Raw genomic sequence first — 18,771 nt, forward strand, 5'->3', positions numbered from 1 at the left:
CTTAACGCCTCCGCTTCCTAGGTCATTTTAAATGATCCATAAATACTAGATAAGTTACGAATCGAAGATTCTGTCATATTTATTTTGCTCTGCCATACTTTTAATACATTTATCACAAATGGTCTAAAAATGAAAAAAGCCCTGAAAAATCAGGGCTTTAGGTATATTTATGAATTTCAGATTATGCTTTCGCTCCTCTTTCCATTCTTTTTCTTTCTTCTTCAGAAAGTACTTTCTTTCTCATTCTGATAAAGTTTGGAGTCACCTCGATTGCTTCGTCAGCCTGGATATATTCCATACATTCTTCAAGAGAGAACAAGATTTTCGGTGCTACACCTGTATCTTTATCTTTACCTGAAGCTCTCATGTTGTTCAACTGCTTAGCTTCAACGATGTTTACTACCAAATCTCCCGGCTTGTTCTGCTCACCGATTACCATACCAGCGTAGATTTCCTCGCCCGGATCAACATAGAACTTACCTCTGTCCTGAAGTTTAGCGATAGAATATTCTGTAGCAGGACCCTGAGTTTTAGAAATCAAAACACCATTGCTTCTTCCCGGAATAGCACCTTTGAAAGGCTTATATTCTGTGAAACGGTGTGCCATAATAGCTTCACCAGCAGTAGCTGTCAACATCTGAGAACGCAATCCGATCAAACCTCTTGAAGGAATTTCGAATTCCATGTGCTGCATTTCACCTTTAGTTTCCATAATGTGAAGGTCACCTTTTCTCTGCGTAGCCAAATCGATTACTCTTGAAGCAAATTCTTCAGGAACATCTACAACCAAAGACTCATAAGGCTCCAGTTTCTGTCCGTTTTCGTCTTCTCTCAAAATAACCTGTGGCTGACCGATCGTCATTTCATAACCTTCTCTTCTCATTGTTTCAATTAAAACTGACAAGTGAAGAATACCTCTACCGAATACAAGGAAAGTGTTGGCATCATCAGTCTGCTGAACTCTCAATGCTAAGTTTTTCTCTAATTCTTTTGTCAATCTTTCTTTCAGGTGGTTTGAAGTAACATATTTACCGTCTTTACCGAAGAAAGGAGAGTTGTTGATAGAGAACGTCATGTTCAGGGTAGGCTCATCGATAGCCGTTCTTGGCAATGGTTCAGGGTTTTCGATATCTACGAATGAATCACCAATCTGGAAAGCGTCGAAACCTACTACAGCACAGATATCTCCGGCTTTTACTTCGGTTACTTTTTTCTTTCCAAGACCTTCGAAAACGTAAAGTTCTTTTACTTTTCCTTTCACTACTTTTCCGTCTGCCTGAGCAAGACCGATCCACATCGATTCTTTGATCTCACCTCTGATTACTTTTCCGATAGCAATTCTTCCTAAGAAAGAAGAGAAATCAAGAGAAACAATCTGCATTTGAAGATTACCTTCCTCTACTTTAGGTTCAGGTACATATTGTAAAATCCCGTCTAATAATGGGAAAATGTTGTCTGTCTGCTCCAGTGAAGTGTTGAACCATCCCTGTTTAGAAGAACCGTAGAATGTTGGGAAATCCAACTGCTCTTCAGTAGCTTCAAGGTTGAAGAACAAATCAAAAACCTGATCGTGAACTTCTTCCGGACGGCAGTTTGGTTTGTCTACTTTGTTGATTACAACCAATGGTCTAAGACCTAATTCCAAAGCTTTCTGCAATACGAATCTTGTCTGAGGCATCGGCCCTTCAAATGCATCCACCAAAAGGATTACACCGTCAGCCATTTTCAATACTCTCTCTACTTCACCACCGAAATCGGCGTGACCAGGCGTATCGATTACGTTAATTTTTGTGTCTTTATAAGTAACAGAAATATTTTTTGATAAAATGGTAATTCCTCTTTCTCTTTCAAGATCGTTGTTATCCATTATTAATTCTCCACTTTCCTGATTTTCTCTGAAAATGTTTGTAGCATGAATAATCTTATCAACCAAAGTCGTCTTACCGTGGTCAACGTGTGCGATAATCGCAATATTTCTAATGTTTTGCATGAATGATTTTTACGGACGCAAAAGTAGTGATAATTTATGAATAACTAAAAATTTGTTTTCATATTTAACAAATTCATAATGAGCAAGTTTGGAACATTAACGTTTACTGCTGTGAATTTTACTTAAATTGTTGGGAATCTTGATTAAAATGTTTCTGTAAAGTTTATTTCTGAGTATTTCTAATATCAGTAAATTTCGTGATATGCAGTTAAAAAGTAATTCAAAACTCATTTATTAAATTACATTTTGGACGCCAATAAGAAGAAACAGGTATTTTAACTAAAAATATACCTGAGGATTTTACCGAAGTGATTATTATCAATAGTAAACGTTTAAAATAATTTGTCAACTCTTCTTTATATTATAAAAATCCAACAATGTAAGTGAAATTACAGAAAAAACTCCATAAAATAAAATTATCAATCACATTGAAATTACGACTTTTTAATATTTTTTCGATAAAAAAACATTGAAATCATTATATTAAATAAAAATGTTTAAATTTGTCTATAATTTAACATATATCGCCTATGAAGAAATTCTTTACAATTTATTCTCAAAACACACCAAAAGATTTAAAACAAAACCTTTGTTTTAAACAATTCAAACAATTTTTATTATTAAAACTATGTTTAATTTCTGTTATCCGACTGGATATAAATATCTAAAAATATGAAGAAGATTCTACTCCTTTTTTCATTAATACTGGCATTATTTACAAATGCGCAGGTAAGCACCTACAGTTTTGTGCAGTCCACAGGGACTTACACACCACTTACAGGTGCCACAGTGATTGCTACAGCTACAAGTTCCAACTCTTTGGATGATAATATTTATCCTGTAGCGCTTCCGTTTGCATTTCAATTCAACGGTGTAAATTACAACTCAATTAATGTCTCGACAAACGGGTTTATCACATTCGGAGCAGCTGCTCCAGGTACAACCTTGTATAACCCTATTTCAGCTGCAGATGCGTATGCGGGAGCTGTTTCTGCCTGGGGAAGAGACTTAAACTCAATGTTTAACGTTGCTTCTACAACTGGATCAATAAGTTGGGCAGTCGTTGGAACCGCTCCAAACAGAGAGATTGTAGTTCAGTGGGCTAATTTCAGGCCTGCTTATTCTACCGGAAATCCTGTTTATGGCTTTTCATTTCAGATAAGACTGAAAGAAACAGTTAACACAATATCCAATGTTTATGGCCCAGGTGCATTACTTGCAGGAACCGGAGCAATCAGTAATACTGCTCAAATTGGATTAAGAGGCGCTACTAATACAGATTACAATAACAGAAGTAACGGTACTACTGTACTTTTTTCCAGTTCTGTTACCGGAACAGCTAATACCAGTACACAGGCATTTAATACAGTAAATGCTACTCCTGGAATGGCACCTGATGGACTAACCTATACCTGGACACCTCCAAGTTGTTTTGGTCCTTCAGGATTGGTTAGTGCTGCTACATCACCAACAACGGGCTCAATTGGATGGACAGCTCCAACAACTCCTCCGGGAAATGGATATGAATATGTATATAATACAACCAATACAGCTCCTGCAATAACAGCTACAGGCACACCAACTACAGCCTTAGCAGTACCATTAGGCCCACTGGTTTCAGGTACAACATACTATTGGTGGGTAAGATCTATATGTTCTCCAACAGATAAGAGTGCCTGGGTAGCAGGCCCTTCTTTTACTCCCGGTCAAATAGGAGGTGGTACTTCTTCCGGAGGACTACTACCAATTAACTCTTGCTGGGGTTATAATTATTCTCAACAGATTTACACCGCTGCCGAAGTATCTGGTGCAATTGGTACAAATAATTTAATTACTAAAATCAGATTTTTTGTTTCTGCATCTGTAACACCACAAAATACTTTCAATCAGTGGGTGGTTTATATGGGTAATACTACTCAGAATAGTTTTACATCAAATACAAACTGGGTTCCTCTATCAGGACTTCAGCAGGTTTTTTCCGGAACTTTACCAAACATGACAAGTGGTCAGTGGGTTGAATTAACGTTAGCTAATCCATTTGTCTGGAATGGTACTTCAAACATCGTTGTCGCAGTAGACGAAAATGTTCCGAATTATACTTGTACACAAAACTGGGGTAATTATCCGGCAGGTGCAAACAAAGGTATTTTATATTACTCTGACGGTACGAATCCTGATCCGGCTTCACCGCCTTCTGCAACCAGCAGATATTCTGATATTCCAAGATTGCAGATTGTTGCTGAAGTTCTTCAGCCATGTACAACGGCTCCACCTTCAAACATTGCGGTAGGTCAGTTAACACCAACAACAGCAACTGTAACATGGTTACCTTCTTCGGGAGCAACATACGTTGTAAGATACAGAATACCTCCAAATGGTCCATGGACAACAGTTACATTAACTACACCACTCACAAGCAATTACACAATTACCGGTCTTACTGAACTTACTGCTTATGAAGTACAAGTGGCAACAATTTGCGGTGGAACTCAAGGAGCATTTTCTCCATCGTTCCCGTTCACTACGCCAGCTATTTCTTACTGTACAGCTTCTGGTAATTTTGCAGACGAATTTATTTCAAGAGTTGCTGTGTCGCCTACCGGATTGCCACAGATGATCAGTAATTCTGTAATTGGTACAGCAGCACCATATTATTCAGATTATACAAATGATCCTACAAGATTAGTAACTCTAATAAGAGGAACAGCAAATAATTCAATTGCTGTAACAAGATCCTGGCCTGGAACTATTTATGACAATGCAACTGTCGTATGGATTGACTGGAACAGAAATGGAACTTTTGAAGACAGTGAGAGAGTCTTAAATCAAGCATCAAACGGAAATGCTGTTAATACCTCTGCTCCATTTAACGTACCAACTGTAGCACAAGGTGCTTATGCAGGAAACTTAAATCTCAGAATGAGAGTAATCATTCAGGAATTCAGTACTCCAGTAGCATGTGGGTCATTCAGTTATGGAGAAGTAGAAGATTATTCTGTAAAGTTGATTGATCTTCAACCTTGTAGTACAGTAGCTCCTGTACCAACTGTAACTAATATCACTTCCTCTTCTGCATATGTTTCTTGGCTACCGACTGCCAATGCAACATACAGAGTGAGATGGAGAGAAGGAACTACAGGACCTTGGCTACCAACACCTCTTGGATATATAGAATTGCCTGCCGGACAAAGTTTCTATACAATACCAAACCTGTTGGAGCAAACTGCTTATCAGGTACAAATTCAGGCGATGTGTGGAACTACCTGGGGTGCTTTTGGAGCTTCAATAAATTTCACAACTCCACCGCTTACATACTGTCCAATGACGGGTACCGGTACAAATGATCATATTGCCAATGTAACAGTTACACCAACTGGTCAGGCAATAATGAGTAACACATCTACTCAAAGTAATTATATATTGTATAACACTCCTGCAACCTTAATCAATCTTGAAATAGGATCTACAAACAATCAGATTTCAGTTGGGAAAGCATGGGCTAATGGAACAACTTACAGTGATGCAGTAACGGCGTGGATTGACTATAACAGAGATGGTTTATTTACAGATGCTGAAAGAATCTTAATTTCTGCCGCAAGTACTACTACTCCTGTTACAGCAGTATTTAACGTACCAGCCACTGGTGTTTACACAGGTAATCTAAATACAACAATGAGAGTAGTCTTGAGACGTTCAAGTGCTCCGGTAATGTGTCAGGATCCTGCAAATGGTGAAGTTGAAGATTATTATGTAAGACTAAGACCATGTAACAATGTTGCTCCGGCACCACCTACATTTACAACAATTACACAAAACTCTGCTGTTGTAAACTGGGTCAATACTGCCAATAATCTCAACTTTGTTGTACAGTACAGACCGGTAACTACACCAGTATCTCCATGGATAAATGTAAATGCTTCTACAATTACAGGTAATCCACCGTTGACACTGAATGGTCTAACGCCTGCTACAACTTACCAGGTTCAGATATCTGCAGTATGTAATGGTATCGCAGGAACTCCTGGAGCAATCAGAACGTTCACTACAAGATGTGATCCTACACCTCCAAACGTAACTATTTCCAACGTGACTTCTGGTTCTGCAACAGTAACATGGAATCCAATTGTACCGAGTGCTACTTATATTATGAGATATCGAATTGTAGGTACTTCCCAATGGATTGATGTTGTACTACCTGCTCCGCCAACAAACACTTACATTATCCAAGGATTAAGTTCTTATGTAACTTATGAAGTACAGATTGCTAATATCTGTGTGGGAGAAACCACTCCAAACCCATGGTCAAATCCAGTGGTATTTACTACTGTGAGAGTTTGTTCAATTCCGCCTCCGGGATTAACTATTACTCAACTGAACCCTACAAGTGCTGAAGTAACCTGGGAACCTTACACTGGTACTGGTGCTACAAACAGCTATATCTTGAGATACAGAAAAGTAGGAATTCCTAGCTGGACTACTATTAATGTTAATAACGCCAACACTTATACTATTAACGGTTTATTGGAATTAACTAAATACGAAATGCAGGTAGCGAACGTTTGTACCGGTACACCGGGTAACTTTACTCCACTGTACTACTTTACAACTCCTACTGTAACATATTGTCAAACAGGAGGAACTCCTGGTGGACCGGATTATATCAACAAAGTTACAGTTACTCCTTATCAGGGTGTAGCATATGCAAACCCTTCTGTAAATCTTGGATATCAGTACTATACGAATGATCCAACCAATAAGGAGATTGTTTTGGTACAGGGAAGCCAGGGTAACGTTGTTAAAATTGATAAAACTTCTTCTTCTGGCTCTAATACCGGAGTAGCTGTCTGGATTGATTTCAACAGAAACGGATACTTCGATGTAAACGAAAAAATTCTTTCAAACGGACCGAACACTGCAGACACTGCAAGTGCATCATTTACAGTTCCTGATGATGCTTTCGTAAGCTTGACAGATTACAAGTATGTAATGATGAGAGTAGCTATGCAAAAAGACGGTATTCCTGTAAACTGTACCAATTTTGCAAACGGTGAGGTTGAAGATTATCGTGTAAGAATCGTTAAGCAGGCTGTTGTGAATCCTCTTAACCAAACTGACATCATGATTTATCCTAACCCGGTAAGTAGCGTGTTACTAGTTCGTAATACTAAAGGAAAAAGAAGCAATGACCTTTATTACAATGTCTATAATGCGGCTGGTCAATTAGTTTTACAGGGACTTCCTAACAGAGTCATTAAAAATGCTAAAAATGAAATTGAAATTGGTGTTAAAAACCTAATTAATGGTGTTTACACAATTGACATTCACGATGGTGAAACTTCAGTTCAGAAGAAATTTATTAAAGAATAATAAATTAAATTTAAACAGAATAAGCTCTCAGAAATGGGAGCTTATTTTTTTTGACAGGTATAAGTCCCCAACGGAACGCCTTAACTAAGTATTGGATGAGATCCTCTCAACACACAGTAAGAAAAATCCCGCTGAAGTTTTCCAGCGGGATTTTTATGGTTCAATATCAAAATAATTTTTCAGTTTTATCCCACATAACGTCAGGAGATTTGTGAAGCAGAAGTTTCAATCCAGGATCCGCTGTTTTGTACAATGTCTTCAGGCATAGTTTATTTAAATTTTAAAATCTGTTTACAGCAGGGTTATCGGAATGATTATAGCAGGGTTATCAGTATTCAAAACAACACCAATTTAAATTTAATAAGATGATGCTCACAAAATACTTTTTAAAGATTTTTATTCTTTATTTATCAACTTTCTTTCTGTCGGTGAGTGCTCAGGAACCCATCAAGGAATACAAGTACAAAGACAATCTTTATCTTGTGGGCGACCGTGTTTTCTCGCTATACTACATTACCGATGACGGTGTTGTTGTCATTGACCCTATCAGCACAAAAATAGCAGAAGAGACTTTAAAATCTATCCGGAGACATACAAGTTTACCGATAAAATATGTCATCTACAGCCATAACCACTGGGATCACAACATGGGTGGGGACATTTACAGGAAAGAAGGCGCCCAGTTTCTAACCCATGAAGAAGCATTTAAAAACTTCCCTCCTAATCCCGAAGTAATGAATCCTGACAAAACATGGAAGGGAAATAAAAAAGTCCTGAAAGTGGGTGAACAAAGCATTGAACTCTATTATTACGGCAGAAACCATGGCAACGGGATGACGGTCTTCCGGTTTCCTGAACATAATGCAGTTTTCACTGTAGATCTTGTGGTGCCTGATCGTGTGCTCTACGCTTACCTTCCCGATGCAAGTCCTCAAAACTGGCTGAAGGATTTGTATGAAATTAAAAAACTAAACTTTCAGGATCTTCTGATGGCTCATGTACGTCCGATTGGCTCAGGAAAAGACCTTGATCTTCAAATTCAGTATTTTGAGGATCTCTACAGGGAAACTCAAAAAGCATTAGACGCAAAGATTCCTTTATTTGAAATTCCTGCGAAGGTAAAAATGCCGCAGTACGAAAACCTTCAGAATTATAACGAATGGCTGCACATGAATGTGTGGAGGATTCTGATGGAGATGTCGACGGGAGTTTAGTTGGATGCGGATGTTAAGATGAAAGATTAGAGATTAGAGACACGGATTAAGAGGTGCGGGATTCGGGGATGCAGGGTGTTTTAGTTCTAATTAAATTCAAATTAAAAGGTTTTCCGGTTTTGTCATCATTTTTCTGAACAGACTTTTGATGTGTTCTATTTCATTTTCATAAATTGTTTTCTTGCGGCAACCGAAATAAAGTGTGTTCTCAAGCCTTTCCTTCCCCTCCCAAATAAGTTTTATTTCACCGTTTTCGATTTCGTTTTTACAGAGAAAGTCGGGAACTACTGCCAAACCGATTCCTCCTTTCAAACATCTGATAATGGAATTGAGATTGGGGACAATATAGTTGGGTCTGAACTTCGGTTTATGCCCAAAATTCAATTGCCAGAACTGGAAAAGATGCTCCATGTCTCCCGTCGTTCCGTACCATTTTTCCTGCTTCAGCCAGTCTTCCACTTTGTGAAAATCATTTGAATTTAAAACATCAGTAAAATCATTCACATCAACATTTTTCCCGCCAACCAATACAATCTGTTCCGATGAAAAAGCCTCGTGCAGTATGTTTGTTGAATTTCCCTTTTTAGGTGTGATGATAAGATCCAGAATTCCTTTGTCGAGCTGGTCAAGCATCTCAGGATATTCACCGAAGCTGATAATTAAATTAAAATCCAATGTTGAAACATATTGCTCGAGCGTTGTCTGAAAGGTTTCAAAACACATTCCCACGCTGATGGTTGGCGTATGTTTTTCTGTTGACTTCTGAAAGTTCTTTTCAACCTCTTCCAGTTTCGACAAAGATTCTGAAACGGCATTGAATAATACTTTTCCCCGTTCGGTTGGAATCATTTTTCTTCCTGTTCTATCGAACAATTTGTAGCCTACATAAGCTTCCAGCGAGCCTAAATGCAGACTTACACCAGGCTGAGATATAAAAAGAGCATCTGCCGCTCCCGTGAGAGTCCCGGTTTTATATATCGCTTTAAAGGTGCGGTACCATTCAAGATTTACCATAGTTTTTGAGGTTAAGGTTAAGGTTGATTAGTTTAATTTTTTATTTTTCATCTGGCTATTTCTTTTGCAGCCCGACCTGAGTGGAGCTCTTTTTGTAAGGAGGTACGACGAGCAAAAAAGCGGGAACGGAGGGCGGAGACAGCTGCCCAAATAAAAAAATCCATCATCCATCATCCATCATCCATCAGAATTATAATACAAAGATATAAATTATATTATTTTAATAATACTCATTTCCATCATAACTTTGCATCATAAAATTTAAAACAATCCTATTATTATGAAAAAAGTACTCATCATCAATGGCGGACAAAACTTCGGGCATTCGGGAGGAAGATATAATCAGACTATTGCAGAAAACACGTTAGAGGTTTTACAGTCTTTCGGAAATATTGAAATTAAAATAACCAATACAAGTGATCCTTACGATAAAAATGAGGAGGTTGAGAAATTTGTGTGGGCAGATCTGATTATTTACCACACTCCAATCTGGTGGTTTCAGTTGCCGAACGGTTTTAAGAAATATATTGATGAAGTTTTCACGGCTGGTCATGCAAAAGGTATTTATATGAGTGACGGCAGAAAATCTGACAATCCCAAAATCAACTATGGAACAGGGGGAATGCTTGGCGGTAGAAAATACATGCTGACTACAAGCTGGAACGCTCCTGAAACCGCGTTTACCCTTCCGGGAGAATTTTTTAATGAAACGAGCGTTGATGACGGTCCGCTTTTCGGTTTTCACAGAATGAATGCTTTTGTTTCTTTAGAGAGGATAGAAAGTTTTCATTTTCATGACGTTGAAAAAAACGCAGATATTGACCGTGATATGAAAATCTACAGAGATCACCTCAACAACGTCCTAGAAAAAGAACTGAAGCCACAGCTGGTATAGACCGTTTATATTTTTTCGGAAACTACCAAAAATAAATTTTGACTCAATTAAATGCCACACGACAAATCGTATGGCATTGTTGATTTGTGCTCAGGTTCAGAATATCTGAAGTTGTTCCTTGCAACCTTAGACATTGAGCATTTTTCTTACTTACCAATCTCAGAAGTAAACTTCAACTTTTTCTGTCACCTCTATTACTATTAATCTAAAGATGCCTTTACGTGAAACAGAAAAAAACGGTCTTTATCTGAGTGCCGACATTACAGAACACACGGTGGTAAATTGGGCAGAAAGTGAATTTGGTAAGGGTTTAACGATTGTATTCACAAATGTTTGAATCTGGCAATCATGCTATAGAGCAAAGGCTAAGCGTGAAGTCAAAACACTTGATGAAGTGTTGGTAAGCCTTTAAAATACTCACAATATTGTAGTAGCTAATCTAAACATTACATAAAAAAACCGGAAGAAAAAATCTTCCGGCAAACTCCTACCCCTGACAGGTGGTTTTAAACAAACATTTTAATATGAGAACAAGTCAAGTACTTAGTTTCTGAACCGTAAAGAAGCTGGTTTGTTTTTGCTTTTATACATCAGTATATAAACTCCTTTTACCTGATCAGACACTGCGATTTCATTGGTTTTTTCATGACCTGACTGAATTACCTTGCCTGACATATCATAAATTTTAAAATCTCCGAACTGATCTGATCTGTTGTTTGAGATCATTTTTATTTTTTTGTCTGCAGCGTTATAGAAAACAACCGTCTGATCAGATTGAGTCTCAGATACAGCCAATGTTGCTGATGTGATCTTCAGGCCTGTAAGTAAAACAGAAAAGTTTCTTACCGCTGATGGCGAAGAGGTCGTTTTGCGAACATAAACAATAAGGGTATTATTTTGGTTCGTTGTGGCGATATTTGCCTGTTTGTAGTTATCTACGCTGTTTGTGAACCATGCAGTTGAGGCAGAAACTGTAGCGTTTGGGTTTGAAATGCTCAATGGTGCGTAGGGACGTGTATCAATGAAGGGAGTTCCCTGTTGTCTGAACAGTATGTCAAAATTATATACCAGCCTTCCAGCAGGATTGTTGATTCCGTTAGCCGCTGTCTGTTCAGTCCCTTCATTATCTGTCCAACAAATGGATGCTCTTGCTGATGATCCTCCGGCGATTCCTGTAGTGCTTATTTCCGCACTTGAATCATTCGAAGGGTTTGTGGTAAATTCCACCAATTTAGCACTTCCACCAGACTGCATCTGTCTGATTGTCTGTGCAGCTCTTTCCACATTTAAAATACCCCATCCAAATTTGGCATCAGGACCTGGATTTCCTGCATCATCGGCAGTATGCAACATCAATGCTTTTAGTGATGCGGCTTTCATATACGTACCGTAAATGGATTTGTAGTATTGCTGTAAAAGAAGACCCGCGGCTGCGGCTGCCGGTGCAGCATAAGATGTTCCTGACGAACTTACGTCTACACCTGTATAGTTACTGTTTCCGGTATATTTCGGTACGTTGATTGCTGTTCCGAGCGTTACGATATCGGGTTTCACTCTACCGTCATCTGTTGGTCCCCAATTGCTGTAGTCTGACATTGTATTGTCTGCATTTACCGCTCCCACAGTCATCACATTTTTAGCTGCTGTTGCTCCTGTAATAATGTCGAAGCCATTTGCTGTGCTGTTTCCGTTTGCCTGCTGCTCGTTTCCTGCTGCAACAAAAGGCAGGTAATTCGGTGTAACTTTCAGAAGTTCGTCCCAGCTTTTTGCTGTATCGTCGTACGCTCCGTAATTCCATACATTATTTGTAGTGGTATTGCTGTAACCGTACGAATGATTGGAAATCAAATAGCCCTGTCCCGCAAAGGCGGTCATTTCAGCAATATCATTATCCCAGTCATAGTTAAGAATTGTCGCATCGTAGGCGATTCCTTTTGCTGTAAGTCCCAAGCCGCCAGGATTTGCCGAAGATGTAAGCACTTTCCCAGCAATGATTCCCGATACCGCCTGCATGTGGTCATTTCCACCAGCTGTATTCACTGTTTGACCCGACTGCATCGTTACTTTCCCTGTCAAAAGTTCATGCAATGCATTTACCTGGCCTCCGTCCCAAACACCTGCTACCATGTTGAGTCCCGTAATATTGGTGTTCATCGATCCTCCGGAATGGAGCGCATTTGCTTTGGTATTGGTAATCTGATTGTTGTCTTTGGTATTGATGTAGATTGGATTTCCCTCATCATCAATATGGTGAAGAAGGTAAGAATTTCCGTTTCTCTCAAACTGTTTTACAGCATCAGGATTATTTTTAAGATATATTTTAATTTTTTCCTGATCCTTCTGATATTTGAGAGCAAACTTTTGCTGAAGTGTGGTGAACTCCGAAGAATTAATGTCTCTTCTTACAATTTCTAATTCTTCTTTTGTTTGTGCAAAGATTCCTGTAAATGCGAGCAAGCCTGCCAGTAATAGATTTTTTTTCATAGCCTTTCTATAAATATTCATTTTTTTAAAAGCAGCAATCCTTGCGGCATCATTGCCAAAGGTTTCACTGCCTCTTTTTTTTTTAAGGCAAATTTGAATAAAAACAAGTATTGAATGCACTAACCTAAGGACTAGTATTTTTGTAAACCTGCAAGATTAGCACTGATACCACATAATAAATAAACCACTGAAAATCAGTGGCTATTTCTTGTAAAACAATAAAAATGGAAATATCTTGTCTTTTAACGCACGATTATACTCTCCCACAACTTTGGTAAGCAGTAAAATCAAATCCTCTTTTTACTTCTGCTTTATCTTATTATTTCTTAGTCAGTTTCACAAAGATTTCTCTGCGGTTTTTGATATCGAGAAGTGCATAGATTTTTCTGAAATGATATTTTATGGTGGCTTCGGTTACGGAAAGTTTTTCTGCAATTTCCTTATTGGTAAGACCCTGAGCAACCAATTTTAAAAGTTCTTTTTGGCGACTGCTCAACTGATCAGAATTCAGAATGGCATTATCCAGTGTTTCATTTGAAAACTGCTGCTGTGAATAGATTTTAAGTTCTTTTATTCTTTCGAGCTCATTCTGCACAGATTTCTTCTCTTTTTTATACCGATCTGATCTTCTGTAGAAAAAAAATCCGATACCTAATAAAATTATTATTGCAGCCGAATAGATTACCGTCCGCCAAAATTTATCGTTTCGCTGAATCTCCGTCTGATTTTGCTGGAAAGTCTGATTTTCAACATGCATTAATGAAAGGTTCTGATCTCTTTTATATAATCCATTTAAAGAGTCAAGTAAAGCGGCATAGCGAAAAGCTTTATCCTTGTCCTTACGTCTTTTATAAATCTCCTTGATCTCTTCTGTTGCGTAGATCTTGTATTTTAGAATTTTACATGAATCTGCCAGCGCACTGCATTTCCTGTACCTATCATCTACATCTGCCAGCCTGTTTTGTGCATTGTAAAGCTGCATCTGCTTTACCCATACAGCAGGCTGATTGCAGGCTGAAACCTTTTTAAGGATTTTTTCTGCCATCTGATAATCTCTGTCTGCCCATATGTATTTTTTCCTGAGAAAATGAATGTAGCCTTGCTGCATAATCATGTAAGCCTTATAATTCTCATCAAGATTGATGAACTTTTTGGCTGCCATCTTTTTGATTATCTTTTCAGATTCACTATACTGATGATTGTCAAAATAGGCCAATGCCATTTCAGCTTCGATATTTGCTTTTACAGAATCATTTTCTGAAAGTGCTGCTGCAAGTTCTCTGGATTTTTGCAGATAACTGATGGCAGATGCATAATCGTTTATACTTCTGAAAGTTGCTGCCATCAAAAAATTGACTTCCACCTGCTCATTTGCAGATAGATTTTTGTCTTCCAACAGGTCGAGGAGTTTTGTCTGCGACAATTTATGCTTACCTTCTCTGTTGTTGCGGTAGATTTCATTTTCAATTTTTGTCAGATCCAATTGCTGAGCCTGAGAGAATGTTAAAAAATAAAGGAGGGAAAAAAATAGCGTTTTTTTCATAGTATCAGTCTGCCTCAAAATTAGTTCTTTTTGAAATACCTTTACTAAAGAACTTATGTCACTGAAAATTTTATTTGACAATAATCTCTTTTATACCCGTGAATTCCATGCACGTCCATTCAGTACTACTTTCAAAATGGTATCTTTCTCCAGAGGTCAGCCGAGAGATTTCCTGAAGGCACACAATAGGATCCGAGAACTTTTACAAATATCAACTTTGCCTGTGACCATTACATTTAATTTTGATTTCCGGAAACCAGGAAATTTTGATTTGTCAGGAGCTGCAGACGTTACATGAGAAACAGTAACCTGATTAAAAATTCCGGATTATTTTATCAGACTGTTAATATAATGTTCAAGATTGGTATATCCTGTCTGGGTTGTTGCCTGGGCATCTTCTGCATCTTTTGGATTCAGCCTGTTATTATTTTCCCAGCGATCAGGTATGCCGTCTGCATCTGTATCTTTTTGTTTAGAAATTTTTTGTTTTACTTCAGGCTGACCGCCCGCATCAGCTTCAGTTTTAAAGATCTGCCCTTTTTTCCCAAGGCTTTTAAAGTAGCCAACAATGCGTTTATCTACCGCATCCCGTTTCAATGATGAGCCCGCCTCAGCCATGACTACCTTCCATGCATCATCAGCAGTGCTGGCTGTAACATTACTTCTTCTGATTGCTGACGGTTCTTTTAATAAAGTTGCATTTTGCTTTACAAAATCTTCATCTGTAACGAGCCTGCCATTAACTTTACCATCTTTGTTAAGATCAACGTAATTACCGATATGAAATACATGATCTGTCGCTGTGAACATGCTTAAAAATTCATCTGTTGAACTTGGTCCTGCTATAAAATAATTGCCTGCAAGATCCTGAAAATGGTCTGTCGCCGAATGTCCGCCGATGAAAGCACTCTTCCCCCAGTTGTAGACCACATTGTTGATGTACTCAATTTTTGCTTTTGCTTTGGGGCTGCGGCTTTGATTTCCTGTCCATAAACAGTGGTGGATGGTAATATCTACAGGATTTTCCAGTAATGCACCAAACCGCTGCGGATCGATACCTTCACCGATAAGACAGTATTGAAATGTTAGATTGCTGCTGTTCTTTACATGGAGATTGTCCCACCTTCCCCACTCTATTGAAACATGGTCAAAAATAATATCTTTAAGATCATCTGCCACCACGGTGCAAGCTCCTTTAGGCATATTGATACTTCCTCTGAACCTTATGTATCTGATAATGGAATTGCCCTGAAAGGATATACCATTGCCATACACCGTAATACCTGTACCCGGTGCAGTCTGCCCTGCAATCGTAATTCCGGATGCAGCGGAAATTTTTTCTTTGATTTTAATTACACCCGCAACATCAAAAACGACAGTTCTACCGCTTTGGCTGACGGCATCCCTGAAAGAGCCGCTGCCAGCATCATTAAGATTTGTTACATGATAAACAGTACCACCCCTGCCGCCAGTCGCAAAACGACCAAAACCCTCAGCGCCCGGAAAAGCTACCTGTTGAGCAAATGAAAAACTGTATAGCGCACTCAACAGAAATACAGGTAAAAAAAATTTTATATACATAGCAATATGATTTGTTTTGAATCAAGCTAAATTACTATGAACAATTTTACTGTGTGTCCTGCTCTCACAGTTACGAAAAAGATTTCCGGCAAAAGCTGTTAAATCAGTTCTCGGATTTCAAACTCATTTATAACAGTCCTGAAATAAAAAAGTGCAGATTTAAATTTCTGCACTTCATTTTTTTTGAATAAGATTAATTATTTAGCCATATCAATGACATACCGAAAGCGTACTTCTTCATTTTTGATTTTATCAAAAGCTTCGTTGATATCCTCAATTCTTATCATTTCTACCTCCGGAGCAATACCATGTTCTGCACAGAAATCCAAGACTTCCTGAGTTTCTTTGATACCGCCGATCAGAGATCCTCCCACAGATCTGTTGAATTTTGCAACCTCCATGTTATTCAGCGGTTTATCATAATCGCCCAAAAGTCCTACTGAAACAAGAGAACCCTTGACACCCAGTAGCGGTACATAGAGATTAATATCAAAACCATAAGGAATGGTGATCAAAATAAAATCAAAAGCAAGTTCATGAGCTGCCATGTCTTTTTCATTATCTGAAACAAGAACCTGATCAGCACCCAATTTCAGTGCTTCCTCCCGTTTTTCTTTTTTGGTTGTAACGGCGGTCACGTTTGCACCCATCGCTTTTGCAATCTGTACAGCCATGTGTCCCAATCCTCCAATACCTACAATGGCAACCTTAGATCCTTCTTTAATCCCCGCCCTTTTCAGTGGACTGTATGTTGTAATACCTGCGCAAAGTATAGGCGCAGCACTAGAATGCACGAGTTTTTCCGATAGCGTAAGTAAAAATTCTTTATTGACAACTATATGGCTTGAATAGCCTCCAAATGTATTATAATCAGATTCCGGATCATTGAAATATCCATTGTACGTCATGGTAGCTCCATGTTCTCCCAGACAAAGCTGTTCTTCCCCATTTCTGCACGATTCACAGGTCTGGCAACTGTCGATCATACATCCTACCCCTACAATCTGGTCTTTTTGAAAATCCGAAACTCCGGAACCCGTTTCAATAATTTTCCCTATGACCTCATGACCGGGAACGCACGGATATCTCGTATTTTTCCAGTCGTTGTTGACCTGATGGATATCACTGTGGCAAACCCCGCAGTACAGAACTTCTATCAGTACTTCATCCGTCCCAGGTTTTTCACGGACAACGTCCATTTCCTTTAATGTTTTCCCATTAATCAGATCTCCTGATGCCCCGAAACCTTTTACACTGAATTTATTGTCATTGTTTACAATAATTTTTTCCATAATTTATACTATTTTGATTGGTTTTAAAATTCGAAATAAAGACTGATCCTTGGTTTTCAGCTAATCACACATCACAATTTTCAGACCAGAATAACAGTCATTGTCATCTATAATTAATACTGTTGCACTTCAGAACCGAAGATCAGTATTCACTTTATGTAATTTAAGTTAAGATCCAAAATATCCAGATCGTTTTTATTTTATTTTGCAATGCGAGGGAAGCCCTGTGAGTTGTAAGGAAGTAAAGTCCGAAATTTATATTCCGCTTACAGCATTCCGTACTTCGGAATTTTCATAGGGAATAAAAAGACAGCTGCCCGAAGACAGCTATTTAACTTTTGCAATTATTACTCTTTCAATATTTTTCGCAGAAAATATGTGACTGTCAACAAATCACTTTGATCAGCTGAATATTTAAACGATTACTGACAATTACTCTGCGTAAATTATATCGTAATTCTGAAAGATAAATGAGTACAACAGGCCATCTCACCATTGATAAAAAATCATAGTTAAATGATTTATAATTGAATTTATTATATAAAAATCCGTATAAATACTGATGGATATTAAAAACCTTTTACTATGTGGTACATAATAACGTTGAAATATTCTTACATTGGTGATAATTTGATTAATATTGCATCATAAACCAATACACTTGCGGAAAATTTTATTTTTTCAAAATATGACTGTAAAAATTATAAAATTTTCTCAACTTTTAAGATTAGTAAGACCTGTCTTTCTGACACTTACATTATTTCAATCTCTTTTCCTTACTGCACAAAAGAATACGTGTCCGGAAAACAATACTCCCAAAATTGTGATTCTTGATGGTGCAAAAGTGTATTCTTCAGACAGCGGTTTCAATACACAGACTGCTTCGGTGAAGTTGTCTCCCAAAGAATCTGATTATCCTTACAGAATAAAAAAAACCAGCGACAGAAATCTGATTAAGTTCATTCGCAAATCTGAAAAGCAAAAGCAATATGTTAACCCTGATGTTGCGATTACAAAAATCACAAAGAACAAGTCTGGGAAAGAAAAAAGGAAAACCCAAAAACTCAGGAAAAGTTATAAAGATTTCGGGTTTCTCAAATTATATCATTTGCCATCGAGGGACAGGCTTTCGCACGCTGACACTTTTTCGACGGATTATATAGCACCGGTACAGAACAGTCAGTATCAGTTTAAGCCAGGAATATACGAGATTCAGGTTGCGGTGAAAAAAGCCCTGGGTTATCTGCATTTTAAAAAATATCCCAATTACAACAACAGGTCTTTCGATTTTTGTTTTTCTAAATTTTATTCTGTGCGGCCGCCGCCCACTACAGAGATTATCTGATCATTTATCAGATACATGATCAGCAGATTCAGCATTTAAGCGCACA

The 18,771-nt window shown here is 38.1% G+C and carries 11 protein-coding genes; 5 read left to right on the plus strand and 6 right to left on the minus strand.

What is annotated here, in order from left to right; genetic code table 11:
* Nucleotides 1-181: 181 nt before the first annotated feature.
* On the minus strand, nt 182-1,990 hold the full coding sequence (typA, locus tag IC610_RS19200) for a translational GTPase TypA (protein WP_056084933.1): 1,809 nt from the start codon (nt 1,988-1,990) through the stop codon (nt 182-184).
* Nucleotides 1,991-2,662: 672 nt separating this feature from the next.
* Between typA and IC610_RS19205 the strand changes: the two genes are divergently transcribed.
* Complete coding sequence (locus IC610_RS19205) at nt 2,663-7,357, plus strand: fibronectin type III domain-containing protein (protein ID WP_191738377.1); 4,695 nt, start codon at nt 2,663-2,665, stop codon at nt 7,355-7,357.
* Nucleotides 7,358-7,722: 365 nt separating this feature from the next.
* Nucleotides 7,723-8,571 carry an MBL fold metallo-hydrolase gene (locus IC610_RS19210; RefSeq protein WP_191738380.1) on the plus strand — a complete coding sequence of 283 codons (849 nt, stop codon included), beginning with the start codon at nt 7,723-7,725 and terminating at the stop codon, nt 8,569-8,571.
* A 96-nt stretch (nt 8,572-8,667) separates the two neighbouring features.
* On the opposite strand, the gene IC610_RS19215 is transcribed toward IC610_RS19210, so the two are convergent.
* Entirely contained in the window at nt 8,668-9,585 is a 918-nt protein-coding gene (locus tag IC610_RS19215; RefSeq protein ID WP_191738382.1) for a LysR family transcriptional regulator, read from the minus strand.
* A gap of 280 nt (nt 9,586-9,865) precedes the next feature.
* Here IC610_RS19215 and IC610_RS19220 point away from each other — a divergent pair, with 280 nt between their 5' ends.
* Nucleotides 9,866-10,480 (plus strand): NAD(P)H-dependent oxidoreductase, encoded by a 615-nt coding sequence (locus IC610_RS19220; protein WP_191738384.1) that lies wholly within the window; start codon nt 9,866-9,868, stop codon nt 10,478-10,480.
* A gap of 543 nt (nt 10,481-11,023) precedes the next feature.
* Here IC610_RS19220 and IC610_RS19225 read toward each other — a convergent pair.
* Together IC610_RS19225 and IC610_RS20075 are read right to left on the minus strand one after the other, a co-directional pair.
* A complete protein-coding gene (locus IC610_RS19225; protein WP_191738386.1) occupies nt 11,024-12,964 on the minus strand; it encodes a S8 family peptidase in 1,941 nt (646 codons plus the stop codon).
* Nucleotides 12,965-13,283: 319 nt separating this feature from the next.
* A complete protein-coding gene (locus IC610_RS20075; RefSeq protein ID WP_228462970.1) occupies nt 13,284-14,507 on the minus strand; it encodes a helix-turn-helix transcriptional regulator in 1,224 nt (407 codons plus the stop codon).
* Nucleotides 14,508-14,562: 55 nt separating this feature from the next.
* On the opposite strand from IC610_RS20075, the gene IC610_RS19235 reads away from it, so the two are divergent.
* Nucleotides 14,563-14,805: a hypothetical protein gene (locus IC610_RS19235; protein WP_191738388.1), complete on the plus strand. Its 243-nt coding sequence runs from the start codon at nt 14,563-14,565 to the stop codon at nt 14,803-14,805.
* 29 nt (nt 14,806-14,834) lie between these two features.
* On the opposite strand, the gene IC610_RS19240 is transcribed toward IC610_RS19235, so the two are convergent.
* Complete coding sequence (locus IC610_RS19240) at nt 14,835-16,088, minus strand: pectate lyase family protein (protein WP_191738390.1); 1,254 nt, start codon at nt 16,086-16,088, stop codon at nt 14,835-14,837.
* 197 nt (nt 16,089-16,285) lie between these two features.
* The gene (locus IC610_RS19245) at nt 16,286-17,380 is read right to left on the minus strand and encodes an NAD(P)-dependent alcohol dehydrogenase (protein WP_191738392.1); all 1,095 of its coding nucleotides are present in this window, start codon (nt 17,378-17,380) and stop codon (nt 16,286-16,288) included.
* Nucleotides 17,381-18,068: 688 nt separating this feature from the next.
* On the opposite strand from IC610_RS19245, the gene IC610_RS19250 reads away from it, so the two are divergent.
* Nucleotides 18,069-18,725 carry a hypothetical protein gene (locus tag IC610_RS19250; RefSeq protein ID WP_191738394.1) on the plus strand — a complete coding sequence of 219 codons (657 nt, stop codon included), beginning with the start codon at nt 18,069-18,071 and terminating at the stop codon, nt 18,723-18,725.
* Nucleotides 18,726-18,771: the final 46 nt, after the last annotated feature.

It is taken from the genome of Chryseobacterium caseinilyticum (genome assembly GCF_014837145.1).
GTDB lineage: Bacteria > Bacteroidota > Bacteroidia > Flavobacteriales > Weeksellaceae > Chryseobacterium > Chryseobacterium caseinilyticum.

Coding starts and splice junctions, on each gene's coding strand:
- typA (WP_056084933.1), bottom strand. CDS start 1,990: ATGCAAAACATTAGAAATATTGCGATTATCGCACACGTTGACCACGGT.
- IC610_RS19205 (WP_191738377.1), top strand. CDS start 2,663: ATGAAGAAGATTCTACTCCTTTTTTCATTAATACTGGCATTATTTACA.
- IC610_RS19210 (WP_191738380.1), top strand. CDS start 7,723: ATGATGCTCACAAAATACTTTTTAAAGATTTTTATTCTTTATTTATCA.
- IC610_RS19215 (WP_191738382.1), bottom strand. CDS start 9,585: ATGGTAAATCTTGAATGGTACCGCACCTTTAAAGCGATATATAAAACC.
- IC610_RS19220 (WP_191738384.1), top strand. CDS start 9,866: ATGAAAAAAGTACTCATCATCAATGGCGGACAAAACTTCGGGCATTCG.
- IC610_RS19225 (WP_191738386.1), bottom strand. CDS start 12,964: ATGAAAAAAAATCTATTACTGGCAGGCTTGCTCGCATTTACAGGAATC.
- IC610_RS20075 (WP_228462970.1), bottom strand. CDS start 14,507: ATGAAAAAAACGCTATTTTTTTCCCTCCTTTATTTTTTAACATTCTCT.
- IC610_RS19235 (WP_191738388.1), top strand. CDS start 14,563: ATGTCACTGAAAATTTTATTTGACAATAATCTCTTTTATACCCGTGAA.
- IC610_RS19240 (WP_191738390.1), bottom strand. CDS start 16,088: ATGTATATAAAATTTTTTTTACCTGTATTTCTGTTGAGTGCGCTATAC.
- IC610_RS19245 (WP_191738392.1), bottom strand. CDS start 17,380: ATGGAAAAAATTATTGTAAACAATGACAATAAATTCAGTGTAAAAGGT.
- IC610_RS19250 (WP_191738394.1), top strand. CDS start 18,069: ATGACTGTAAAAATTATAAAATTTTCTCAACTTTTAAGATTAGTAAGA.